Origin of the sequence: Psychroflexus maritimus, from assembly GCF_011089875.1 — a bacterium.
Classification (GTDB): domain Bacteria; phylum Bacteroidota; class Bacteroidia; order Flavobacteriales; family Flavobacteriaceae; genus Psychroflexus; species Psychroflexus maritimus.
The window spans coordinates 79,497-104,500 of the sequence record NZ_JAANAS010000105.1; the positions used below are offsets into that span (position 1 = coordinate 79,497).

The following is a 25,004-nucleotide window of genomic DNA, read 5'->3' on the forward strand; positions in this document are numbered from 1 at the left end:
TTGTTTCCAGTAACTTCAAATAATAACTGGTATAATCCATTGTATTTGAGGAAATATAATTTTGATTATCATACGGTTAATAAGAACTACAAACCATTCATCAGGAGTTTATTTTGTAGAACTCAACAGCAGAGAAGGAGAGGTTTGACGAAAGAAGTTAATTAAGAAGTAAAAAAAATCTGTAAGCTGAAGTTTGCAATTATTTACTTAATACATTATAACTTCCCCTTAACGCAAGTTTATTTATTATCTATTAACTTTAAACAAAAAAGTTTCTATGAAAAATACAGCTATGTTTTTGGTAGTTTTAACTACACTTGTTTTGATTACAGTGACCATAATGGCAGTTATGAATTTACCTTTTAACTGGGTTTTTTACTTGAGCATTCTTGGTCAAGGACTGGTTTTATTGATGGTTTATAAAGTATTAACAGACGATTATAAAACTCAAAAAACATTTGATGATTGGTATGAAGATGCGCCTAATCAAGCTGAAATTAACTAAACACTACTAAAACTTTTATACACTTAATCGTTATTATCTTCAACTAAGTCGTTAGCCAAAAGATTAAAAATTCTAGCTTTGGATTTAAGCAGTCTTGCAGTAGCCTTAATTAGTTTAAGTTGGGCATCGATAAGTTTTTGTTCTCTCGCGTTTATCAAGAAAACTGAGCTTTCACCCAGTTGAAATTTTCGTTCTTCTGCGCTTAGTAAACCTGAAAAATTGTTGCTAATGTCTTCAATTTGATTTCTTTGTTTGCCAAACGAGATTATTTCTTGCTGTGCTGCTTCCAATTTATTTTTCAACTGCAAAGTTTGGAAGTCTAGCTCCATTTCTGCATCTTGTTTTCTAATTTTTGCTAGCTTAAGTTCTCCCCTTTCTTTTCTTAAAAAAATAGGAATACTAAAACTTATTCCTGCTTGGTAATTACTTGTAGTAAACGTATCATATTGATCGGGTTGTGCGCTTAAAAACTGGTACTGTACATCCAAAACAGGTTTTAAATTTTCTGCTGCTAACCGGCGTTCAATAGCTAAAGACTCTACATTGGTAGAAAGAAACTCTAACAAAGGGTGCCCATCTAAATTCACATCATCAATTTGAATCAGGTTAGTTCCTAAAATTTCATCAACTTCTACTTGTGTAAGTGGTTCAGGAAGAACGTCTTTATTAACTTCTAAAGGAGTGTTGTTCTCAAACCAAAGAAAATTTGAAAGTTCAAGACGCGACTGGTTTCGTTTCAGGTTAGCCTGTTCAAGACTTAACGCTCTATTTTGTACTATTATTTTAGCCTCTAAGGTATCTATGCTAGGCAAATCACCTTGTAAGGCGCGTTCTTTAATTCCGTTGAATCTAATTTTAGCATTAGCTACAAATTCAGAAAAAATTTCAACCTCCTGACTAGCCATGTACCAATCTACGTAAGCCTGTGTAGCTAGGTAAAGGATATCATTTATTTGTAAGTCGCGCTCTGCCTTATTTAACTTTTGAATCAATTTAGCTTGCTTCACAGCTGCCATTCTATCATTAATAAACAGGCCTTGCCCCAGAGGTAATGAAACACCTGCTTTATATAAACCATCTGCAGGAACGTTTCTTTCTGGGTTTAAAAAGACTCCTTCGTTTCTTTCAAAACCAGCATTAATGTCTAAACCAAACCACACAGGAATAGAGAGGCCTGCATTAAAGATACTGTAATATTCACTATCTTTAAATTCTTTTTCTTTGTAATCGGCTTTTAATTTTGGATCAAAAAAACCTTTTGCTTTTAAGCGTTCTGCTTGGGCTTCAGAAAGGCGTAATTCTGCTTGTCTAGCCACTGGGTGATAGAGTTTTACATAAGCTAGGTATTCATCTAATGACAAACTAAGGCCTACTTGTTCGTTTTGTGATAAACCTAGTTGACAACTCAATACTAAAAACAAAAAAACGTACTTTTTCATAAGGGTATTATTGCAGGTCTGGTTTCATATCTCTAGGTTGTTCTTTCATTCTTTGTTCAGGGCCATAATAATCTTGCGGGAAGCCGTTAATTTGACGCCATAACTCATACCAAACAGGAACATTATTTAATAAGGCAAAGGTTCTTGCTCCGGTTCCGGCACGAAGAGGTTCTGGCCATACTTCCCCCGTTTCAGGGGCAATCAATACTCGGTATTTTCCATTTTTAGAAATAAACTGTTCTACGGCAACAACTTCACCGCCAAAGGTACCGTAAGAAAGGTTAGGCCATCCAGAGAAAAAGATATAAGGCCAGCCATCAAATATAATTCTAACGCTTTCACCAACGTGAACTAAGGGTAAATCAATAGGATCTACAAACATCTCTACGGCTAAATCAACATTGGAGGGCATAATACTAACAATTTGTGCACCTTCTTTAAAGGTTTCTCCTACACCACGTTGAATAGCTCGGTTGATAAATCCACTTTGTGGAGCGGTAATCCAATTTAAGTTGCTCCTCACTTGAATATTGGATCTTTTATTTTCTAAATTAGCTAACTTAGATTCAGCAGAAAACTGATTTGATAAGGTAGAAAAACGTTCGCTTTGTGCTTTTGAAATTTTATCTTGATATTCTGCTTTTAATCTAGACAATTCAATTCTTGCGTTCAAAACTTGGTTTCTACTAGCTAATAATTGGTTTTCTTGAGAAATTAAATTAGCTAAATTTCGCTGGTAATTTACTTGTTTAGTTTCTAAATCAGACAATGCTTTTAATCCTTCGCTTTCTAGACTTTCAAAACGTCTAAGTTGACGTTTTGCTATTCGCACATCTGTTCTAGCAGCTTCCAGGTCTATGCTGTCGCTTTCTACAGCTAAAAAGGCTTGCAATAATTTGTTATTGGCTTGTTCTAATTTAAGGTCACGTTCTTCATTAAGTGCTTCAATTTGGAACTCTAATGCGGTTACTTTTTCTTGATAAGATTGATACGACATTTCATGAGCTTGCACTTGGATGTCTGTTCGTTCTAAAAGCAAGGGATCAAAAAATGCATCTTTAATTTCTGAAATATAGACAATCGTATCGCCTTTATTTACAAAATCTCCTTCTTGAATAAACCACTGTTCTACTCTACCTGCAATAGGCGATTGAATAGTTTGTGGGCGTTGATCGGGGCGCAAGGTGGTTATTGTACCATTTCCTCTCACAAACTGGGTCCAAGGCAGAAACATCATGACTAAAATGATGATGAGTAAGGCTACAATGAAGTGATTAAACTTAAAAAAACGTTTCTTAACATCGGTAAATTGGTAGGACTTAAACGAATTAAGGTCTTCTTTTATCTTTATTTTATCTTTAGAAATGTGTAACATAGCCCTTAATTTTTGTTGATGATTTCACCATTTTCTAAATAAATAATTCGCTTACACTTTTGTTTCCAGAGCTTATTTCTGCTTACCACAATGAGTGTCCAAGGGTGAGATTCTTCAAAAAGATAATCAATAATACCTTCTACTTCATCTTCTTGAAACTCAACCAAAGGGTCTTTTAATAATAAGAGTTTTGGTTTAGTAATAATCGCTCTTGCCAGCATTATTTTCTTAGCAACGGTGTAAGGAATATTTCTTCCAGCTGTAGCAATTGGCGTATCAACGCCAAGTTCTTGAGTATTCACAAAGGATTTAAGCTTTAGTTTTTCAATTATTACTGCTAGTTCTTTATCAGTAACATCAGGATTATTGAAACAGATATTTTCTCTAATGCTTGCTTCAAAAGGCAAGTTTCCTATTAAAGAGTGACCTATAAAGCTTCTATAGTGGTCAATTTGAATAGTTTTTAAAGAGTAATTATTAACGTATAAGTTACCTTCCGTATATTTTTCTAATCCTCCAATAACCTTTAGAAGCGTTGTTTTTCCAGAACCAGAGCTACCATCAATAAAGATCGATTCGTTAGATTTTACATTTAATTGAATGTTTCTAAGCGCTTTATGTTCTGCATTGGGATAAGTAATACCAATGTCTTTAAGTTCCCAAACAAAATCGTCTTCAATGTTAAGCGGAGAAGTACCTTCTGAATTTTCCAATTTTTTATCGGTTACATAACCTATCTTTTCTAGGCCAGCTAAAACATCATATACATTTTCAAGCCCTTTAATAAGTTTTTCAACAGAGCTAGTCATTAACAAAACCACCACCTCTGCTGCTACAAATTGGCCTATATTCATTTGTTGATTAATAACCAAAAAGCCCCCTATAATAAGTAAAGCACCAACTACAAGCACTTTAAATCCTATCATTTTAAAGTATTGAAGTCGCAATATTTTAAAATGATCTTCTCTGGCGTGCAGGTAATCATGTACAATTTTATCTTGCTTAGAAGAGGCTAATTTAGAGCTTCCTGAAACTTTAAAGCTGTCAGTGTTTCTAGCAACTTCTTGAATCCAATGGGCGGTATCATACTTGTATTTTGAAACCACTAGATTGGTGGATAAACCTACCGGTGCACTAAACTGAAAAACAATGTAAAACAAGACAATAAGCAGAATACCAAATAAAATAAAGAAAGGATGATAAAACGAAAGCAGCGTTAAACCAAATAGAATTTGGAGTGTACTGGTTGAAAAATCAATAATCATCTTAGGAATTCCTTTTTGAATGGTCATTGTATCAAAAAATCGGTTGGCTAATTCGGGGGGGTATTTTCTTCCAAATTGTGATGTAATAATTCTGGGGAAACGATAGATAAACTCAAAAGAAGATTTCGTAAATAAGCGCTGTTGAATATCTTCCGCTATTCGCATTTGCATGTAGTTTAACAATCCTGCAAAAACCACCCCTATCAAAACCAAAGTAATTAAAACAATCATTGTTACACGTAGCTGCCCTGCCTGAACAAAATTAATAATGGCTTGAATACCAAGTGGAAGTGATAGTGATACTATTCCAGCAAATGCAGCATAGCCTAAAATTAAATAGATAGCTTTGGTTTCTCCGCCAAGTACTTTCCAAAGCCTTTTTAGTGGGCTTATCTTGCTATTTAGTTCTTCCATTGGTGTCTATTTTTAATTGATTAATTACCATATCCTTAAAAAACAAAGAAGGAGTAGAATTGTCTCCATCGGTAATCTTTTTAAAATGTTCTTTTAAATAATGTTGATGTAAAGCTCCATCTATGATAGTGGAGGCTAAACTATTAGGATATGCGTAATTAGGGTTTACTTGCTTAATCATTTCTACAACTCGTAAAATTAAACGTTTGTAAATTTGAAAAAAACCTGATTTATTTTCATCATCTACCATTTTATTGTGGTAAGCTTTTGTAAACTCTGAAACAACAATATTTCTCAACAACAGCTGGTTTACTTTTGTTAAGGTGTTTATGTTTTCTGGTGGGCCTGTAATTAAATCTACGGCTTTTAGCAATCTTTTGGTATCAGATTCTATAGAATTTGTAGCTAAAACTAGCCTATATTCTAGCATTCCCCAATACAAGGCACATAAATATAAAAGCAACTTATGTTTGTTTTCGAAATAGCGATATATAGAACTCTCTGTCGATTTAATTTTTTGAGCAAGCTTTTTAAAGGTAAACTGCTCAAATCCAAGCTCATCTAATAGAACTACCGAGTTGAAGAGAATTTCAATACCTAGCTCTGAAGATTCAGGGTCTTTTAAAAAAAGACCTTCATTAATATTTATTTTAATCTCAGACAGAAGTGTATCTAACATTACTTTTATTTTAGCGTGTAAAACTATCGCTTTTGGGTTGAAAATAAACATCAATTAACTTAAAATTAATTAAGTTTTAGGTTTCATGAAATAAAATCAAAGATTTTCTAAGTATTTTAAATGATGTACAAAGTTAAAACCAAAATGTTTATATTTTAGTAATCGTCAAAAAACATGAAAAAGCAAAGCCAACTACACTTAAATTGAGCATCGATTTTCTTTAAGTAGCCGAGTTGTTTTTTTCTGGAATCCACTTAACTTCTTCGGCATTTAAATCTTTGCTTAGTTTTCGGGCTAACACAAATAAGTAGTCAGATAGCCGGTTAAGGTATTGTAGAACTTCTTGGTCAAACTTCTCTAAATTGTAAAGCGCCGTAGCTAAGCGCTCTGCTCTCCTGCAAACGCATCTTGCAATATGGCAATAAGAGACCGTAGGATGGCCGCCAGGTAGCACAAAATGGGTCATTGGTGGCAAATTCTCATTCATGGCGTCAATATTAACTTCTAAAGCGGAAATATTTTCTTGGCTAATTCGCGGTATATCTAGTCGGTCTTTTCCATTTTTCATCCTTGCTTTTTCTGGGTCAGTAGCTAAAATGGCTCCTACGGTAAAAAGTCGATCTTGAATATGGTTCATAAACTTAGTTACTTCTGCGTTTTGACAAGTATCTTTGACTAAACCTAAATGAGAATTAAGCTCATCTACTGTACCATAAGCATCAATTCTAATATGAGATTTAGGAACACGTGTACCACCAAATAAAGCGGTAGTGCCTTTATCTCCTGTTTTGGTATATATTTTCATAGCAAGTTTTGTGTTAAATTAGTGTTTTTATGCGTTTATAAAAGCTTTGTTATTTTTTCTTTTTTTCTAAATAATTTTTTCTGAAATTGCGTTTTTCTCTATTGTATTGCTTTTTTGTATTTCTTCTGTGATTAAAAACGACCAACAGAAACATAAGCGCTAAAAAGATAACAATAGCAATAATTTGATTTTCAGCTGAAATACTTTCTAACATAAGAATAAACAATTTTTTAAGTGGTCAAATTTCAGTAAAAAAATACGCATTCAAAAAGAAATTGGCTAAATTTGAAGAAAAAACATGAGTAATAGTTCGTCGCAGTTGCATTGGGAGAATGTTTATACCACTAAAGACTTAAGCAAGGTTAGTTGGGTACAAGAAAAACCGACAAGTTCATTGGAGTTAATTGACTATTTGAACTTAAGTAAGTCGGCACCAATTATTGATATTGCCGGAGGGAATGCTAATTTGGTGGACTATCTGTTAAGTGCCTCTTTCACTAATTTGAGTGTTTTAGATATTTCAGCCAAAGCTCTTGAGGTTTCTAAGGAAAGATTAGGCAATAAAGCAGAGCAAATAAATTGGATAGTGAGTAATGTTTTAAATTTTTCCTCTGAAAAAACATATGAAGTATGGCATGATCGAGCTGGTTTTCATTTTTTAACCCAAGAAAAAGAGATTAAACAATACCTAGAAGTTTTGGATAAAATTAAGCCAAGCTATCTTATTATTGGCACTTTCTCTGAAAATGGCCCTGAAAAATGCAGTGGTTTACCCATCAAAAAGTACAGTATTAAAGATTTAACAGAGACCTATGCTTCTAGCTATCAGCTTCTAAAAAGCAGTAATATAAATCATCGCACGCCAACAGGAGGGGAGCAGAATTTTAATTTTTGTTGCTTCAAGCGAAAAGATTAAATGTAGTTGAAGTAAATTATTAAATGTTTATTCGGTTATACGGCCTTAGCAACTAGAAACCTAAACAATAAAAGCACAAAAAGAACCTATTCTTTCAATGAAGAATGGTTCTTTTAAATGAATTAGTAAAGTAGAATTTAATCTTCTACTTCAATCTCTTCTTCAGATTTGTCAATTACAACTTCACCTCTGTAGAATAATTTACCTTCGCTCCAGTGAGCTCTGTGGTAAACGTGCGCTTCTCCAGTAGTAGGGTCTGTAGCAATTTGAGGAGCTTTTGCTTTGTAGTGCGTTCTCCTTTTATCTCTTCTTGTCTTAGATATTTTTCTCTTTGGATGTGCCATTGCTCAATTATTATTTATCTTTTAGTAAATCCTTTAATTTGTCCCATCGTGGGTCAATTTTTTCTTTTTCTTCCTCAGTTTGTTCTTTCTTATCACTAAGCGAAGTGGGCTGTAATTCGTCTAATTTATCTAAAATAGGCGAATTTAAAGAGCCATCTTCAACTCCTGGATGTACGCGTTTTGCAGGTAAAGAGAGAACAATTGCTTCATAAATGTACTGCTGCACTTCAATTTGATGTTCTCCATGAGGAAGTATAATTAATTCTTCATTAACTTCTTCGTAGTCTTGACCAAATTTAACAACTAATCTGATTTGATTTGCTATGGGCATATTAAACGACTCCATAGTTACATCACAATCAACATTTACTTCGCCTTTTACCTCAAAGTCTAATTCTAACAAGTTTGCTTTTTTGGTTAAAACCAAATTTACCTTAACTTGAACTTCATTAAACTCCGTATAATCAAAATGCGAAAAGAACGTATTATCTATAATAAACTCAAATTCGTGCTTTCCTAACTTTAACCCCACAAAAGGGATAGCGTATATTTTAAATTCCTTCTTCACAACATCAAATTCGAGCCTGCAAATATACAAATTAAAATCAAACTACAAACATTATCAACAAAATTAGAACATTAATCTAAAGTCTTAATATAGCAAGAATTGTAAAGGGTAAACTAAACGGTGTTTATTGTTAAATAAAATGCTTTATTAACTCTCGCCATGTTTATCTGCTTCTTAACAGCGCTGAGTTAATTTGGCTTCCATCAATTATTTAGTAACATTGCATCAACCTTTCAACGAATAAACCTAAAAACCCTTTCGGCCTGAGTTTGATTATAATCACAAAGTCAATCGATGTTTTTACGATGTTCTTATAGAACGAAATAGATGGTTCAGTTTTAACTTTCAATCTACTTACTTTTTTACTCCACACTATCCAACTATTAGTTCATAAAATAGCTTGTAGCCTACTATTTAAAACAGTTTTGACAAAGTGACAACAAGCGAACTCAGGTTAATTAATAACAAACGAAAAATTTTCGTTTAATATAATTCAATAGGTTTAATCCATAAATCAACGAAAATTTACTTAAGTTTGTACATTATTTAAAATTATTTTTATGAAATATCAACATTACTTAGCCTCATTTTTGATTTTGCTTGTCTTTAATACAGGCTTCAGTCAATTAAATGAAGACAGAAGATGGTCTATAACAGTAGGTACTAATGTGGTTGATTTTTTTCCTACGGGAAATGGCTCCAACCCAGCTTTTATATCTCCTCAACAATCTAGCGAAAACTTGTTTCAAGATTTTCTACAAACCGATAACTGGAACTTTTACTCGGCTATGAGTACATTAAAAGTTGGTTATTATGTGGGAGACAACCTAAGCTTTAGAGGAGGTTTTTCCATGAATAAAATTGAGCGTATTGGGCAAGATGTCCTTCCCGACGATTTATCTTTTTACGCGTTTGATGGAGAGTTAATTTACAGTTTAAATTCCTTAATGAAAGAAGAGACTTGGTTTGACCCTTATTTTGGTGCCGGACTTGGTCATCATTGGTTAGATTCTTCAAATACTACTACATGGAATGCTCTAGTAGGTTTTAATTTTTGGATTAAAGAAAATATTGCCCTTACTGTAGAGTCAGGTTACAGAAATACTTTTGAAGAAACAAATTTCGACTATTTTCAACATACCGCTGGAGTAACTTTTGGTTTTGGAGGAAATACTGACCGCGATGATGATGGCGTTCCTAATCGTGAAGATGATTGCCCAGATGAAGCAGGTTTACCTGAGTTTAATGGATGCCCCGATACCGACGGCGATGGCATTCCAGACCATTTAGATGAATGTCCTGAAGAAGAAGGACCTGAAGAAAATAAGGGCTGCCCTTGGCCAGACACTGATGGAGACGGAGTTCCAGACCACTTAGATGAATGCCCTGATGAGGCTGGTTTAGCTGAGTTTGATGGTTGTCCAGATGCAGATGCAGATGGCATTCCAGATTATTTAGACCAATGCCCTGAAGAAGAAGGACCAAAAGAAAACGATGGTTGTCCTTGGCCTGATTCTGATGCAGATGGCGTGCCTGATAAAGATGACTTATGTCCAGATGAACCGGGTACAGTTGAAAATCAAGGTTGTCCTGATATTACTGAGGAAGAGCAGAAGCAACTCAATGAGTTCGCAAAAACATTAAACTTTGAAAGTGGTAAGTCTAGAATTACAGACTACTCCAAAAATATTATAAACACAAAGGTATTACCAAAACTTAAGGAGTTCCCTAATGCTAAGTTTATTGTTGAAGGTCATACAGATAGCACAGGAAGTAATGCTATAAACCTGAGACTCTCTAAAGAACGAGCGGCCGCAGTAAAAGATTATTTAATTGAAAATGGTATAGCGAAGTCTAGACTTAGCTCTGAAGGTTATGGTTCTGCTAAACCAATAGCAAGCAATAAAACTAACGATGGAAGGAAAAAGAACAGAAGGGTTGAAATTAACCTTGTAAAGTAATTCCATTTCCCATTTTATTCAATAACCTAGTTAATGTGTCGGTTCAATTTTAAGCAATCGTCACATTAACTTTTTTTTTGCTTATACCTTTCATAAAAAAAAGACTTCACGTCCGTTTTATCCACCATAAACCTTGTCTAAAAATCGAGAATAATTAGGTCTGTTTCTCCTTCTGCTCACGATTTTCTTTTTAAGCTTGTGCTATTCTAAAAATTTCCCTTAAGATAATTTTAAAAATACAATTGCTTAGTATAACGAATGGACTGAATAGATGTCTAAATTTAGATTTTATGCCCTAATTTTGTAATCTAAATGAAACTAATGAGTACAAAAAAATGGTTGTCTTTTTTTACGCAAGTACAATGGCTAAAAGACAAGTACTTGACGCAGCAACAATTTGTTGTGGCCTTGAGTGTTGTTATTGGTTTTTTGGCTGGTTTGGTAGCCTTAGTTTTAAAAAACCTTAGCTATTTCATTCAGTGGTTAATTAATGAATCCTCTATTAGCTTTTACACTAACAAGTATTTTTTTGTTTTTCCTCTAATTGGTTTATTATTGGTGTATTTCATTGTAAAATACCTATTTAAAAAAGAAGTAGAACAAGGAATTGTAGGGACTCTCCAATCCATTTCTAAGAAAAAGAGTTTAGTAAATCAATTTCATCGGTATGCATCTTTAGTTACCGCTCCAATTACGGTAGGTTTTGGTGGTTCTGTAGGTTTGGAAGCACCTTCGGTAATTTCTGGAGCCTCTTATGCTTCATTTTTATCTAAAACTTTCAGGCTTAATCAGGCTACTCGAACTTTATTAGTGGGCTGTGCCGCTGCAGGAGCAATGGCAAGTATTTTTAAAGCTCCTATTGCTGGTATTATCTTCGCTATTGAAATTTTCAGCTTAGACTTAACGTTAGCTTCTATGATTCCTTTACTTACGGCTTCTGTAACCGCTATCTTAACCTCGTATTTCTTCTTAGGAAATGAAACTATATTACAAAGTGTTATTACAGAAGACTTTGATATAAAAGATGCTCCATTCTATATATTATTAGGAGTTTTCGCTGCATTTATTTCAATTTACTTTACCAAATTATATTTTTTTGCAGTAAAGCAATTTAAAAGAATAAACCATAAAATTAATCGAATCATTCTAGGAGGAATAAGCATTAGCCTCATGCTAGCACTATTGCCTGCCCTTTACGGAGAAGGTTATGAAGTAATTAATCAATTAATGAGAAACGATTTTTCAGAAGCCATTTCAGGACCTCTAAACAATTGGGCTAAAGAAAGTGTTTGGCTTGTAATAGCAACACTGTTGCTTCTTTTACTACTAAAAACATTAGCTACATCACTTACTGTTGCTGCCGGCGGTGTGGGGGGTATTTTTGCACCTGTATTGTTTATTGGAAGCTTGATGGGGCACACCTTCGGACTTTTCTTATCGCAATTAGGTTTAATCACAAAAGAAACGTCAATAACTAACTTTACCTTAGTTGGAATGGCCGGACTTATGGCTGGTGTAATGCACGCTCCATTAACCGCTATTTTTTTAATTGCAGAAATAACCAGTGGTTACGTGCTTTTTATACCACTAATGATAACTTCAGCTATTTCATTTTTTGTAACTTCACAATTTCAAAAACACTCTGTTTACACCTTAGAACTCGCAGAAAATGACGAGTTAGTTACTCATAATAAAGACCAAGCAATACTTACCCTAATGGATATTAATAAAGTTGTTGAGCGTAGTTTTATACCAATAAATGTACATAGCAAACTTAGAGATGTTGTTGAAAAAGGAGTAACCAAATCATCTAGAAATATTTTTCCCGTTGTAGATAACAATAGCAAGTTTCTAGGAATAATACTGCTAGACGATATTCGAGGAATTATGTTTGAGCAATCTATGTATGATCAAGTTTTAGTTAGCGATTTAATGCAGCAAGCTCCAGAAATAATAGATATTGAAAAAAGTAGAATGAAAGAGATTATGAATAAGTTTCAGCAAAGTGATGCATGGAATTTACCCGTTGTAAAAAACGGGGTGTACGAAGGCTTTATTTCAAAGTCGAAATTACTTACTGCATATCGCCAAAAGTTAATTGAAGTTACTGTATAATGAATTTAAATCAACTACTTAGTCCACCTCTAACAGCCAACGAAAAAATGGGAAAGTTGAATGCGGACTGGATTTTGCAATTGCAAGCCCATAAATATTTCAAGCTATTTGTTCCAAAAGCACTAGGCGGTTTAGAGCTTCAACTAAATGAAGCACAAAGTTTTTTAGTAGCTACTGCACGATTTAATGGAAGTTTAGGTTGGGTTCATAATTTAGCTGCTGGTGCAAACTTTTTTTGCTCCTACTTTGAAGAAGAGGTGGCTAAAGAGATTTTTGAAGATCAAAAGGTGATGTGTAGCGGTAGCGGAACTCCAAACGGACAAGTGAAGTTGAACGACCAACAAATGCTTGTTCAAGGTTGTTGGGATAAATGTACCGGCGCAGAATGGGCTACTCATTTCACTGGAGTTGGCAAAACACAAGATCAAAAACTCGTAACATTTATTTGCCCAGCTAAGTTTGTGCAACTAGAAAAAGCCTGGCATGGGTTTGGAATGAAAGCAACAAGTACAAATCAAATTCAAATTAATAAGGCCAGTTTACCTATAAACTATAAATTTCAAATAGGTCATCAAAAAAGTTTTCCTTATTACTCAATTGCACAAATAGATTTTGAAGTGTTTGCTAGAATATGCATGTCTTTTACCTGGCTTGGTTTGGCCCACGGTATTTTAGATCATTTTGAAGAAAGCACAGACAAAAATCAAGGTACACAGCTAAAAAAAATACATATAAAGCTAACTAATTTAAGTAAACTACAAAATTACTTTGCAGAGAAATTTGATAAAAAACCAAGCTTATCTCATCAAAAATCTTCTCAGCATCTTCTTAAAAAAGAGCTGAGCAAAACTCACAAAGCAATTAACCTTCACCTAGAAGAATTAATCTGGAGTGCTGGTCTAAAAGCTATAGACGAAAGAAATCATTTAAATTGGGCCTACCGCAACTTAAAAGTAGCAAATCAGCATTATTTTATTTAAAAATGTAGAATAATGGTTACAAAACACTGATTAACAAGCATTTCGTTATAAAACAACAAGAAAATCTTGTATTTTTTTCTAATTTTGTTAATGCATTTAGAAAACTTGTAACGATGAATGAAATAAGGGAACTGTATTATAAGAAAGAGCTTTCAACACGTTCGCTTAATGTTTGTCATATTAATCAACTAGATAGCTTAAAAAAAATAAAGAAGCATTACTCAATACACGGTAATTTTATTGAGTTAAAAAATTGTGGAAGTAAGACAAATCTTGAGCTCATTGTTTTATGTAAGAAGTATAAAGACATAAAAAGCCTAGCCAACTTACCCGAATTTAAAGAAGATAACTTAACTTTCTTCTTAACTGAGTTAAGTGAGGCAGAAAAACTCAAATTTTCAAATTATACAAAGCAAAAACTTGCACAATTAGACAATCGGACCAAAAATGCAATTAACCAGTATTTAAGTTATAATTTTAGCCTGGAGCACCTAATTGAAAAACAAGTTTTAAAGCAGCATTTTCCTACAGAAAACATCAAAGGTCTTGGTAAAAAAGGAGTTGTTGTTGCAAAAAAAGTATTTGCTGAGCTAAGAGATGATTTACAAAATCACAATTTCAAAGAGTTTCCAATTGAGAAAAATGCAAGCTTAAAAATACTTAAACATATCCCTAAAGATGCTTTTTCTACTGGAGTTTTAGATCCATTAAAATATTTTAAAACTGTTGCATATATGCTTACTAATAAGCAACTTTTTACCCCCAACGAAGGTTTAGTAATTCAGCATCACTTAATATTAACAAAAAATAGTTTCTTTTTAAATCCTTCGTTATTTTTAGAAAAACATCATTTAACAAATAAAGAAGTAAATTCAATTACAGCATCAGTATTAAAAAAATTTAAGTTGTATTTTTCCTTTTTAAAAGAATTCAAAACAGATTTTGAAGTAAAAAATAAAATTTCCAGTAAAGAAGACTATATCTCCTATGCTGATTATTTATATGATGAAATTAGAGATTTACACGAAGTCAATTTTACTAATGCATTTATCAGTTACCTTATCGGTGAAATGTTTAGCGAAACTCATAAAAACATAGGCTATCACAAAACTTGCCTCAGTAAACTTTTAAAAAAACAAATTAAACCAAATTCGAGTTATCACTTCAAAACCTACCATCAAGTAAGCAAAAAAATTGTTAAAAAATGTAACTTTAGCGCATTAATTTCATTTATCAACACAGAAAAAATCAACTTGTCTCAACTCAAGGATAATGAAAAAATTGAATTAGTAAGTATGTATTCTAACAGTTATCTTGATAAAAATAAATTACAACTTGCGAACTGTGTTGAGCAAATTATAGCTAAAGAGAAAAAAAGCTAAACATTTAGGTAAAATAGTTGTACTTCCAAATAGAAAAACAAGTCTGCTTCGTATATTTGTTCCATGTTTCAAATAGGAAAAACCTTAGTATCGGAAGAATTAATTCAAGAAGAATTTACCTGTAACTTATCAGCTTGTAAAGGAGAATGTTGTGTGAGCGGAGACGCCGGTGCTCCATTAAGTAAAGAAGAAGCTAAAAAACTTGAAGCGATTTACGAAAAAGTAAAACCTTTTATGCGAAAAGAAGGAATTGAAGCCATCCAACAACAAGGAAAATTTGTTCGTTCAGAATTTGATGAAGGCGAACTAGAAACCACACTTGTCAACGGAAAAGAATGTGCCTATGTTAGCTTTTCTGAAAACGGTACAGCTCTATGCAGTATAGAGTCTGCTTACAGAGCAGGAAAAATTGACTGGAAAAAACCAATTTCATGCGAGCTTTATCCTGTTAGAGTTCAGAAATATTCTTCATTTGAAGCGGTAAATTACGACCGTTGGAGTATTTGCAGCGATGCTTGTAGCCTTGGAAAGGAACTGCAACAACCAATTTATAAATTTACCAAAGCGGCTTTGATCAAAAAATTTGGCAACGAGTGGTACGAAGAGCTCTGCAGGATTGCGGCTAACTATACAACAGAAAAATAATCGAACTCAGGTTAGTTGGTTTTTCCCAAAATAAAAACATACCCTTGTACCCATAGCTGTACCTTCTTTTGTTTTCAAGTCTTTAATCAAAAACGAGTAACTTTTATTTTCTCGCTCATTAAAAAATTCTAAGCGCTCTTTAGTTATTTGAAGACCTAATGATTTCTTTTTAAATAGGCGTTCAGTTTTTAATTCTTCAGACATTTTCCTCCCTACTCCATTGCTTTATAAAATTCATTAAAGCAGATAGCCCACAAAAACGAGCTTAAAATAACTTAAATCTAAAACTGAAATTACATTGAAATCAATAATAAGAGGTTATTTTTGCAAAAAAATTGAAAGTCTAAAAAGATGAATTTTGATATTCTAGAAATATTTACTGCGGGCATGATCCTGTTTGCTGTTATTGACATCATTGGAAGTGTGCCTATTATTATTGATCTAAGGAAGAAAGTTGGTCATGTTCAAAGTGAAAAAGCAAGTATTGTTGCTGCAATTTTGATGATTGCTTTTTTGTATGTAGGTGAAAGTATTCTTACACTAATAGGAATTGATGTAAATTCATTTGCCGTTGCTGGAGCTTTTATTTTGTTTTTCCTGGCTATTGAAATGATTTTAGGAATTCAGCTTTACAAAGATGATGCACCAGAAACAGCCGCCATTGTCCCTATTGCTTTTCCACTAATTGCCGGAGCAGGAACCATGACCACTATCCTCTCTTTAAAATCTGAATTTGCTTCAGAAAATATAATTGTTGCTATTTTAGGAAATGTAGTTGTGGTTTATATGGTCTTAAAATCTACTAAATTTATTGAACGCGTGTTAGGAAATCAAGGAATAGCTGTGATACGTAAAATTTTTGGCGTAATTTTGTTGGCCATAGCAGTTAAGCTGTTTACCACTAATATTCAAAATTTATTATAACAGAAAGGCATGAAATATTTTCTTTATTTTTTAATGATAGCTACCCTAGGAATGATGATTTTTTCGGTTACATTAATAGACATAAACAATTTGTTTGGCGCAGATCAAAGCCAATATGGACTAATTTCTTTTATGATCTCGCTTTGTGTACTTCTTTTTTTAGTAATTATTCAGCGATCCAACAAAGTCAAATCTAAATATGATCAGCTTAAGGATGACTAACAACTAAAAATTTTAGTTACCAACCTTGGCAATTCTTTTTATTTCCTTAATTTGACTTTTTTTCATGCTTCCAAAATTCATGGCAAAATCTAAAATAAATACCTTAAATTTAAACTAATATTTCTTCCTGGGCTAGTAACTTGATTGGCCCTTAACAGCGACATGTGATCTACAAAGGTTTCATTTAATAAATTGTTTCCAATTAAACTGGCTTGCAGCTGATTTTTTCCTAGTTCAAAATGATGTGAAACACCTAAATTAAACAAAGTGTAAGCTTCAGTAAGCGTTTCGTTAAATCCTGGCCTATCTTGCTCAGCAACCAAACGAACACCACCAAAAATACGTGTAGTAGTGGTAAAAGGCATCCAGTCTATTCCAAAATTAAGGTTGTCTGGGGGAATAAAGGTAAGTGGCTCATTAAAATCGAGATTGTCTCCTCTAACCACTGCTCCAGAAAAATTAAGTTTAAACTCCTTATCTTCAAAAGGGCGGTATTGTAAATTAAATTCTCCCCCATATAAACGCGCATCCACCTGTCGATAATCCCAAATATTTAAACCTGATTCAGGCTCAACTTCATCAGCTGAAGAGAAGAAAATATAATTGTTAATTAAGCTACCAAATACCGATGCTGCCGCAGAAAATTTTCGGCTTTTAAATTCATAGTTTAAATCGGCTTGATAACTTTGTTCGCGCTCAAAATTAACATTACCAATTTCAAATCTTGTGGTTCCAGGGTGAGGCCCATTAGAAAACAACTCGGCTAAATCTGGCGCTCTATAGCCCGTTGAAACATTAGCTTTAATCTTGTGTTTCTTTATGGTCTTACTCACTCCAAAAGATCCTGTTAAACCTCCAAAATCTGTATTTAATTTACGATTTTCGGGGTTGCCTGGAAGTATAAAACCATCATCAATTAGCTGTTGTGAATTTGCTTCTCCAGTTATACTTCTGTAATCATACCGCAAAGCAGCCTGAAGAAAATAATTATTTACCTCGTACTCACCTAAATAATAAGCCCCAGTTTCAAAAAAGTTAGCATCAGGCACTAAAAACTCCTGTGCTCCTTGCATATTTTTATTATTCAAAAAGCTTCCTTGAATTCCAAAACTATGCTTAATAGCTGTATTGGTTAAACTAATCCTTCCATTATAAAAAGTATGTTGTTGCCTAAAACCTAAATCAACTTCATCAAAAGCTTCCTCAATTTCTTTACGCTCATTAATGTGGTGAGATAAATGCAAAAAAGTCTCGTATTTTTCGTGCTGTGAATTTTGTTTATAGCTGAATAAATAATCTACTACCTCTTGAAATGGCAGTTGCATAGAACGATCATTTCTGGAGGTAGCTAAAGTTTCCTCCATTTCATTATCGTCAATTATACCCAAGCTTTGATCATTATAAGTGAAAGAAAATTTATTCTGAAAGCTCTCCTGGTCAAGACCTGCATGAAAGCGAATCGTGTTGGTGTTAAACCTTGAATTACCAATAATTCTACCTTCGCCGTCTTTATAGTCAGCGTGATTTTCATAAGCAAGATCAGCAGCAACGTAAAAGTCGTTTTCAAATTTTTTGGCTACTGAACCAAAAGTTCTATACCCATTAGAAATAGAATTAAAGCTAGTGCCAAAATTCCCTGTTATGGTATTACTTTTTAAATAAGTTTCATCATCTTTCACCAATAAAACACCGCCAAGAGCTCCCGAACCATAAAGTACAGAAGCAGGCCCTTTAATTACATCCACTCGTTTAACCCCTAAATCGTTAACCCCTAAACCATGATCGCCGCCCCATTGTTGATTCTCAAGCTTATTACCCTGAAAAACAGTGACCACCCTCGAGAATCCAAGCCCTCTAATAAAAGGTTTTACAATACCTTGACCAAACTCAGCACCATAAACTCCAGGAATATCTCGTAACGTGCCCATTAATCCGTTTGGCGAGCTTTTATCTTTAATAGCTTCTAAAGATACACTAGTAAAACTGTACGGAGTCTTACTATTAATACCAGTTTGCTCATCAATAATCATAATTTCGTCAAGTTGGTCAGAGATAAGCAAAAGCTCTACAAGCATGTTTTTTTGTTCGTCTTTTGAAAGGTAAAACTCCTCAAAAAATACTTCATAACCAGGAGCTCTTAAACTGATAGAATATTCACCTGAAGAAAGCTTAGTAAAGCTAAACTGATTTCCGGATACGCTCGCTTTTTGATTTGCACCTATTAATCGTACCTCAAAATCGGTATCAAAATTATCTTCTGTTTTTACTACACCCTTAATACTTGCGTTTTGTGAAAATGCAAATTGAACAATAAACAGAAAGTACAAAAGTGCACTTAGTTTCATAGGATTATATTTTTTAGGCAAATCTAAATATTTATTTAAACTAGAATAAATATGTTTTGTTAAAATTTAAATTTGAAAAATTAGCCTTGCTTTAAAAACAAGAGAAATCAATTATTAAGCAATAGATTGCTTTATAATTAAAAAATTTATTTAAATTTGTGCTTAAAATGGGGAATTAGCTCAGTTGGCTAGAGCACTACGCTGGCAGCGTAGGGGTCATCGGTTCGAATCCGATATTCTCCACTTTTCTTAAAAACCTCTAATTTTAGAGGTTTTTTTATTTTTAAAATCCTCACTTTATTTTACAACAGTCAATTACAATCAACAGAATCTGTTAAATTATCAGGTCCGTTTTTTAAATCATACAACACCCCTTTAGTTTCAATTAGTCTATTTGTTTTATTTTGGCTTAGAAAACAATTCTTGATGGTGTAAAATTCAATTGAGCAATGAGTCAACGTTTACCCTTAGCTAATTAATATTGTTTCTTTGGTTTGAATACTTATAGTCAAAAAATATATTTAGACAATCCTAAATATATTTTTTAAGTGTACCTTTGTAAAAAATGTAGTTTATGTACAGTCTTTCAGAAGAAAACTATTTAAAAGCTATCTTTCAACTAGAAAGAAATGCTAATGAAGGTGTAAGCACCAACGCCATTGCTGAAAAAATGGAAACTAAAGCTTCATCGGTAACCGATATGATTAAGCGTTTATCTGAAAAAAAATTAGTTTCTTACCGAAAATACAAAGGCGTTAAATTAAGTGCATTAGGAAAAGACACCGCTGTTCAGATTATTAGGAAGCATAGGCTTTGGGAGGTTTTTTTGGTAGATCAACTAAATTTCTCTTGGGATGAAGTGCATGAAGTTGCCGAACAATTAGAGCACATTAAGTCTAAAAAACTAATTAAGGAGTTAGATAAGTTTTTAGATTATCCAACAATGGATCCTCACGGCGATCCAATTCCTGATGAAAACGGAAACATTATAGTAGCTAATAAATTATTATTAAACGAAATTAATCCTGGTAAAACTACGGTTTGTGTGGGTGTTAAAGATACATCAACTGATTTTCTAAAATACTTAGATAAAAATAATATTGCTTTAGGAAAAACTATACATATTCAAGAAAAAGAAGCCTTTGATGAGTCTATGCTTATAAGCATTGATCAACAAGAGCTGAGGATTTCAAAACTTGTTTCTTCAAATATTTATGTGAAAGAACAAAACCAATGAAACAGCTAATTGATTTTTTTTCTACTTTATCGCCTGTTTACGGGGCTTTGATAATCAGCTTGTTTACTTGGCTTACAACGGCTATTGGAGCGAGCTCGGTATTTTTCTTTAACAGTTTAAACCGTAAACTTTTAGATGCTACACTGGGTTTTGCTGGCGGAATAATGATGGCTGCTAGTGTATTTAGCCTCCTAATTCCATCTATTGAAATGAGTACTGGTGAAGGGTTTTATAAAGTTTTTCCTGCTACAATAGGCCTGATCATAGGTGCCTTTTTTATCTACCTACTGGATAAATTTTTGCCACACCTGCATATTAACTTTAAAGAATCTGAAAAAGAAGGTATTAAAACACCTTGGCATAAATCGGTCTTACTAACTTTAGCTATTACGATGCATAATATTCCTGAAGGCTTAGCTATTGGCGTTCTTTTTGGCTCTGCTGCTGCTGGATTAGAAGGGGCTAGTATAGGCGCTGCTGTTGTTTTAGGAATGGGCATTGCCATCCAAAATATTCCTGAAGGATTTGCTATTTCAATGCCGCTAAGGGCTTTAGGAATGAGTAAAACGCGAAGTTTTAATTACGGACAGCTCTCTGCTATTGTTGAACCAATTAGTGCCGTTGTTGGGGCTTGGGCTGTTTTTTATTTTATATCGCTCTTGCCTTACGCGCTTAGTTTTGCCGCAGGTGCTATGATATTTGTGGTAATTGAAGAAGTTATTCCTGAGTCACAGAAATCTAATCATACCGATTTAGCCACTATTGCTTTTATTGTAGGATTTTGCATTATGATGATGCTAGATGTCGGTTTAACTCAATAGTCCATGAAATTAAAGCACTTCTTTTTTAGCCTTCTCCTTATTTTTAGTCATTGCCAAAGAAATAATCAAGAGGCTAAACCGCCCGTTATTGTAAACGATTTAAAAATCAATCACAGTTTTGAAACTGAAGACTACTCCCTAAAATTTATTCAAGTAATCACGGATAGTCGTTGCCCTAAAGAAACAAGCTGTGTTTGGCCTGGAAGCATTGAAGTTGAGGTAGAAATAGAGAATTATTTAACTAAAAAGAAAGAACTAAAAATTATTCAACTTGACGCCCCAAATAGTCAAGACGAAGAAATCATTAAGATTGGTAAAAATAGAAGTATATTTTTGAAGAACCTCAAGCCCTATCCCCAGCAATCTACTCGTGAAATTAAAAACGAAGATTACCAACTTATTTTTTATGAAGTTTATACCAAAGCATAAGTTAATTTAGTTTTGTAAATTGCTTAAAAATTAAGGTAATGATCAATCTACCTATTTTAAATAAAGGAGATGCAGTAGCTATTGTGGCTACTGCTCGAAAAGTTAATCTAGTGGACTTAAATTATGCTATTCAATACTTGGATAAACAAGGCTATATTCCTGTTATTGGTTCAAGCATTGGCATGGAAAAAAATCAATTTGCGGGAACTGATCAAGAACGCGCCTTAGACTTAATGCAACAAATTATAGATCCTAAAGTTAAAGCCATTTGGTGTGCAAAAGGAGGGTATGGAAGTGTACGAATTCTTCCTTATTTGAATGCAAAAAAAATTAAAAGTCATCCTAAATTTTTAATTGGTTATTCAGATGTAACTGCTCTTCATGCCTACTGGCATAAGTTGGGTTTACCAAGCATTCATGGACAAATGGCTGTGGGCTGTCAAACTAAAACCAATGAAACACTAGCTTCGGTTTTTACTTTGTTAAAAGGTGGAGCAACATGTTATAAGTTCAAAGCTAAACCTTTTCTGAAAACGGGAAAAGTTACCGCACCAATTGTAGGAGGAAACTTATCTATGTTGTATTCAATTTGTGGATCTCGGTTTAATTTTGATGCAGCGGGAAAAATTCTATTTTTAGAAGATATAGACGAATATCTTTATCATATCGACCGAATGATGTTGAACCTAAAAAACAATGGTTTGCTAACTAAGCTAAAGGGTGTTTTGATAGGAGGACTTACGTCTATGAATGACAATGAAGTTCCTTTTGGCAAAACCGCAGAAGCAATTATATGGGAACACGTTAAAGATTTAAATTGCCCTATTGCTTTTGGTTTTCCTTCTGGACATATAAGCGATAATAGAGCCTTTATTCAAGGAAGGCTAGCTAGCTTAGAAGTTACTGATAAACAAGTTCAATTTAAACAATAAGCTTATGGCCGCTCACAATGAGTTAGGGAAAAAAGGAGAAGATTTAGCCGTTCAATTATTAAGGAAAAAAGGTTATCAAATTCTTGCGACCAATTATACCTTTAATAAGTTTGAAGTTGATATCATTGCTAGAAAAAACAATATTCTTGCTGCTGTAGAAGTAAAAACTAGAAGCACTCCTGAGTTTGGAAATCCACAGGATTTTGTGAAGCCTAAGCAAATCAAACGACTCGTTGCCACGATAGACCATTATGTCAACGAAAATGAATTGGATGTTGATGTTCGGTTTGATATTATTGCAATTATCAAAAACAAACAAGGAACAAAAATTGAACACCTGGAAGAAGCGTTTTTGCATTTTTAAAAGAAAACACCCTGCTAAAATAGCAAGGTGCAAACTTTTTCAATGTCAACAGCTTTTTGACGCTTAGTTCTGGCCTACCATAATAGGCGCGTTTCCGTCTGTAATGATAATCTTAGCATTATTAGATTTACTTAACTCTCTAAAAGCCTGAATAGATTGGTACTGAATCAAAATCGGCGAAAGACCCTCATTAATAATTGCTTGTGCATCACGAATACCTTCTGCTTCTGCACGCTTTCTGTCTGCCTCTCTTAGCTCGCGCTGTACAACAAATTCCATTTCTTGAAATTGTTGCTCAGCTCTCAGTTTATCTTCAATAGCCGAAGACAGTCGTTGAGGGAGGTTTATGCTTTTCATTAAAACTGCTTCAATTTCAAAGCCTTTTCCTCTTAATACCTTATTCATTTTATCCTTAATAGAAACCTCAATTTCATTTCGTTTTAAACTGTGCATGTCTTTTGCAAAATACTCAGCAGAAATATTAGCAGCGGCCGACCTTAGGGTATTGATTAGTACATTTCTTTCAAAATCTTTACCTATTTCTTCTATAATAACGGGGGCCATATCTCTTTCAATATGGTACAATACAGAAACTTCTGCGGTAATAGTTAATCCTTCTTTAGAGGGGAGTAACAAAACCTGCTCTACATTGGTAGTTCTAACAGGAACTCTTAAATAGGTAGTTGTAAATGGATTGAAAAATTTTATGCCTTCATTTACAGGCTCGCCTTTCAACTTACCTAATCTTTGCTTAACTCCTACTTCACCAGGACGGATGACCGCACAGCTTGTTAGAAATAAAGAGGCTAAAATAATCGGAATTAATCTTTGTATATACATGATTTTAAGTTTTTAAGTTCATGATTATCAATCAAAGAATGAGCCAAGCTATTAAATCTACTTATATTTTAATTTATTTTTAATAATCGATGATATGTTTTTATTTTGAAATGTGCTTAAACAAAAAAAGCCTCCTTTCGGAGGCTTTTATACTTATTTTGAACAATTAAATTATTCCTTAATAATCTGGAAAGTTTCTTGGTTTCCATTGATTTGTACTTTCATTAGGTAAACTCCCGTTTGAAGTGACTGCATGTTTACTACAGGCATCTCTGTTTTTGGTTGTACACTAATTACTCGTTGTCCTAGCGTATTAAATACTTCCACTTGCTCTACTGTACTAGTAGATTGGATATTTAAATTCGCTTTTACAGGAACTGGGTAGTAGCTAAAGTTACTTGAATCAAAATCAATAGTTGATACTGGCTCTTGACTGAAGTAAATGTTATCTACATAAGCTGTAACTGCTCCTACAGGTAATCCAGAGATAATTATTTGCTGGATAGAGTTACGCACCGTCAATAAATTATCAGGATTTGTTACTAAATCAGCATCTGCAAAATCTGCTAAATCAATCTCTAAACTTACCCATTCTTCTTGCGGAATTTCATAAGCAATTTCTCCTTCTACAACTCCATCCCCTAAATCTACTAACTTAATTCTAAATGTTGTAGCATTTGGAGACCACACATCTAAATGGAAGAAATCCATCTGAGTAGCATCTATTGGATTGGCTACTGTTTCAATGCCTGCAAAGTCTAAATTAGTGTATAATTTAGTATCTACGCCTTGAATTTGAATGTCTTCTAATTCTGCTGCAGACCATACGGTTAAGAAAGTATCTACAGGCTCATCGGTATAAGCATTACTGAATAAGCTAATTACATTTTCCTCTTCCTCTGTAGGGGTAGGTGCTGGCTCCATTGGAGCTGGCAACACTTCTACTAATGGTAAAGGAACTAAATCACCTCCAGTAGGTAAAGCCACCCAAAGTCCAAAGGCATCTACATCCTCAGCATCGGCAGCTAATAATCCACTAGCTACAACAGTAATGGCATTTCCTCCTAATGCTAAGGTTGCTAAAGGAGCTTCGTACGAAGCTACTACATCTCCATTGGTATCTGTAATATCTAGAATGTAATCACTTTCAGGTAAATCTAAGTAGCCTTGGAATTCTGTAAAAGCTATTCCAGTAACTAGGTCATCGCCTGTAGCTTGATTAGCCACGTTTACAACAGGAGCATCGGGTGAACCATGGTGTACTAAAACAGCGGTTTCTTCAGCTTCTGCACTGGTTTCTTGTGCGCCAGCATATACACTTAATTCAAAATCATCATTCACAAAACCATTAGCTACAATAATGTAACTCTCATCTTCAGCAAGAGTGAAGTTTTCTGTGTGAACACTATCAGCTATATCCTGTCCAGCTGGAACTACATCTACAGTAATTTCTTCAGTAGCTGGTGCTAATAAGAATTCTGAAGCCGTTCTAAAATC

General features: G+C 33.8%; 25 protein-coding genes and 1 tRNA gene. 14 read left to right on the forward strand and 12 right to left on the reverse strand.

Annotated features, from left to right (window positions below):
- Positions 1-277 precede the first annotated feature (277 nt).
- Positions 278-505 carry a hypothetical protein gene (locus tag G7034_RS11180; protein ID WP_166401043.1) on the forward strand — a complete coding sequence of 76 codons (228 nt, stop codon included), beginning with the start codon at positions 278-280 and terminating at the stop codon, positions 503-505.
- 23 nt (positions 506-528) lie between these two features.
- Here the strand turns inward: G7034_RS11180 and G7034_RS11185 are convergent, their stop codons facing one another.
- The 6 genes from G7034_RS11185 to G7034_RS11210 all read right to left on the reverse strand — a co-directional run bounded on the left by G7034_RS11185 (position 529) and on the right by G7034_RS11210 (position 6,696).
- A complete protein-coding gene (locus tag G7034_RS11185) occupies positions 529-1,944 on the reverse strand; it encodes a TolC family protein (protein ID WP_166401044.1) in 1,416 nt (471 codons plus the stop codon).
- A 7-nt stretch (positions 1,945-1,951) separates the two neighbouring features.
- Complete coding sequence (locus tag G7034_RS11190; protein ID WP_166401045.1) at positions 1,952-3,319, reverse strand: HlyD family secretion protein; 1,368 nt, start codon at positions 3,317-3,319, stop codon at positions 1,952-1,954.
- A gap of 5 nt (positions 3,320-3,324) precedes the next feature.
- The gene (locus tag G7034_RS11195; protein WP_166401046.1) at positions 3,325-4,998 is read right to left on the reverse strand and encodes a peptidase domain-containing ABC transporter; all 1,674 of its coding nucleotides are present in this window, start codon (positions 4,996-4,998) and stop codon (positions 3,325-3,327) included.
- Positions 4,982-5,677 carry a TetR/AcrR family transcriptional regulator gene (locus G7034_RS11200; protein ID WP_166401047.1) on the reverse strand — a complete coding sequence of 232 codons (696 nt, stop codon included), beginning with the start codon at positions 5,675-5,677 and terminating at the stop codon, positions 4,982-4,984. Before G7034_RS11200 ends, G7034_RS11195 begins: the two co-directional genes overlap by 17 nt.
- Before the next feature lie 220 nt (positions 5,678-5,897).
- On the reverse strand, positions 5,898-6,482 hold the full coding sequence (locus G7034_RS11205) for a cob(I)yrinic acid a,c-diamide adenosyltransferase (protein WP_166401048.1): 585 nt from the start codon (positions 6,480-6,482) through the stop codon (positions 5,898-5,900).
- 49 nt (positions 6,483-6,531) lie between these two features.
- Positions 6,532-6,696 (reverse strand): hypothetical protein, encoded by a 165-nt coding sequence (locus tag G7034_RS11210; protein ID WP_166401049.1) that lies wholly within the window; start codon positions 6,694-6,696, stop codon positions 6,532-6,534.
- An 84-nt stretch (positions 6,697-6,780) separates the two neighbouring features.
- Here G7034_RS11210 and G7034_RS11215 point away from each other — a divergent pair, with 84 nt between their 5' ends.
- Positions 6,781-7,398: a class I SAM-dependent methyltransferase gene (locus G7034_RS11215; protein WP_166401050.1), complete on the forward strand. Its 618-nt coding sequence runs from the start codon at positions 6,781-6,783 to the stop codon at positions 7,396-7,398.
- Positions 7,399-7,535: 137 nt separating this feature from the next.
- On the opposite strand, the gene rpmF is transcribed toward G7034_RS11215, so the two are convergent.
- Together rpmF and G7034_RS11225 are read right to left on the reverse strand one after the other, a co-directional pair.
- Positions 7,536-7,742 (reverse strand): 50S ribosomal protein L32, encoded by a 207-nt coding sequence (rpmF, locus tag G7034_RS11220; RefSeq protein WP_166401051.1) that lies wholly within the window; start codon positions 7,740-7,742, stop codon positions 7,536-7,538.
- A gap of 10 nt (positions 7,743-7,752) precedes the next feature.
- On the reverse strand, positions 7,753-8,310 hold the full coding sequence (locus G7034_RS11225) for a YceD family protein (RefSeq protein WP_166401052.1): 558 nt from the start codon (positions 8,308-8,310) through the stop codon (positions 7,753-7,755).
- A 560-nt stretch (positions 8,311-8,870) separates the two neighbouring features.
- On the opposite strand from G7034_RS11225, the gene G7034_RS11230 reads away from it, so the two are divergent.
- From G7034_RS11230 to G7034_RS11250, 5 genes are all read left to right on the forward strand, one after another.
- Entirely contained in the window at positions 8,871-10,271 is a 1,401-nt protein-coding gene (locus tag G7034_RS11230) for an OmpA family protein (protein ID WP_166401053.1), read from the forward strand.
- Positions 10,272-10,592: 321 nt separating this feature from the next.
- A complete protein-coding gene (locus tag G7034_RS11235) occupies positions 10,593-12,386 on the forward strand; it encodes a chloride channel protein (protein WP_166401054.1) in 1,794 nt (597 codons plus the stop codon).
- Positions 12,386-13,366 carry an acyl-CoA dehydrogenase family protein gene (locus G7034_RS11240; protein ID WP_166401055.1) on the forward strand — a complete coding sequence of 327 codons (981 nt, stop codon included), beginning with the start codon at positions 12,386-12,388 and terminating at the stop codon, positions 13,364-13,366. The genes G7034_RS11235 and G7034_RS11240 overlap by 1 nt, the downstream gene beginning before the upstream one ends.
- 113 nt (positions 13,367-13,479) lie before the next feature.
- A complete protein-coding gene (locus G7034_RS11245) occupies positions 13,480-14,748 on the forward strand; it encodes a hypothetical protein (protein ID WP_166401056.1) in 1,269 nt (422 codons plus the stop codon).
- 63 nt (positions 14,749-14,811) lie between these two features.
- Entirely contained in the window at positions 14,812-15,393 is a 582-nt protein-coding gene (locus tag G7034_RS11250; RefSeq protein WP_166401057.1) for a DUF3109 family protein, read from the forward strand.
- Between the two features lie 6 nt (positions 15,394-15,399).
- On the opposite strand, the gene G7034_RS11255 is transcribed toward G7034_RS11250, so the two are convergent.
- Positions 15,400-15,597: a hypothetical protein gene (locus G7034_RS11255; protein ID WP_166401058.1), complete on the reverse strand. Its 198-nt coding sequence runs from the start codon at positions 15,595-15,597 to the stop codon at positions 15,400-15,402.
- A 147-nt stretch (positions 15,598-15,744) separates the two neighbouring features.
- Here G7034_RS11255 and G7034_RS11260 point away from each other — a divergent pair, with 147 nt between their 5' ends.
- The gene (locus G7034_RS11260) at positions 15,745-16,317 is read left to right on the forward strand and encodes a MarC family protein (protein ID WP_166401059.1); all 573 of its coding nucleotides are present in this window, start codon (positions 15,745-15,747) and stop codon (positions 16,315-16,317) included.
- A 311-nt stretch (positions 16,318-16,628) separates the two neighbouring features.
- Here the strand turns inward: G7034_RS11260 and G7034_RS11265 are convergent, their stop codons facing one another.
- Entirely contained in the window at positions 16,629-18,884 is a 2,256-nt protein-coding gene (locus G7034_RS11265) for a TonB-dependent receptor plug domain-containing protein (protein WP_166401060.1), read from the reverse strand.
- Between the two features lie 169 nt (positions 18,885-19,053).
- On the opposite strand from G7034_RS11265, the gene G7034_RS11270 reads away from it, so the two are divergent.
- From G7034_RS11270 to G7034_RS11295, 6 genes are all read left to right on the forward strand, one after another.
- A tRNA-Ala gene (locus G7034_RS11270) sits at positions 19,054-19,127 on the forward strand.
- Between the two features lie 331 nt (positions 19,128-19,458).
- A complete protein-coding gene (locus G7034_RS11275) occupies positions 19,459-20,121 on the forward strand; it encodes a metal-dependent transcriptional regulator (protein WP_166401061.1) in 663 nt (220 codons plus the stop codon).
- Positions 20,118-20,942 (forward strand): ZIP family metal transporter, encoded by an 825-nt coding sequence (locus G7034_RS11280; RefSeq protein WP_166401062.1) that lies wholly within the window; start codon positions 20,118-20,120, stop codon positions 20,940-20,942. Before G7034_RS11275 ends, G7034_RS11280 begins: the two co-directional genes overlap by 4 nt.
- A gap of 3 nt (positions 20,943-20,945) precedes the next feature.
- Complete coding sequence (locus G7034_RS11285; RefSeq protein ID WP_166401063.1) at positions 20,946-21,371, forward strand: hypothetical protein; 426 nt, start codon at positions 20,946-20,948, stop codon at positions 21,369-21,371.
- Positions 21,372-21,409: 38 nt separating this feature from the next.
- Positions 21,410-22,303: a S66 peptidase family protein gene (locus G7034_RS11290; protein ID WP_166401064.1), complete on the forward strand. Its 894-nt coding sequence runs from the start codon at positions 21,410-21,412 to the stop codon at positions 22,301-22,303.
- 4 nt (positions 22,304-22,307) lie between these two features.
- Positions 22,308-22,667, forward strand: a complete 360-nt coding sequence (locus G7034_RS11295) for a YraN family protein (RefSeq protein WP_166401065.1) — start codon at positions 22,308-22,310, stop codon at positions 22,665-22,667.
- Positions 22,668-22,730: 63 nt separating this feature from the next.
- Here the strand turns inward: G7034_RS11295 and G7034_RS11300 are convergent, their stop codons facing one another.
- Positions 22,731-23,507 carry a prohibitin family protein gene (locus G7034_RS11300; protein ID WP_166401066.1) on the reverse strand — a complete coding sequence of 259 codons (777 nt, stop codon included), beginning with the start codon at positions 23,505-23,507 and terminating at the stop codon, positions 22,731-22,733.
- A 171-nt stretch (positions 23,508-23,678) separates the two neighbouring features.
- On the reverse strand, positions 23,679-25,004 hold a 1,326-nt coding region (locus tag G7034_RS11305), incomplete at its 5' end, for a DUF4397 domain-containing protein (RefSeq protein WP_166400481.1).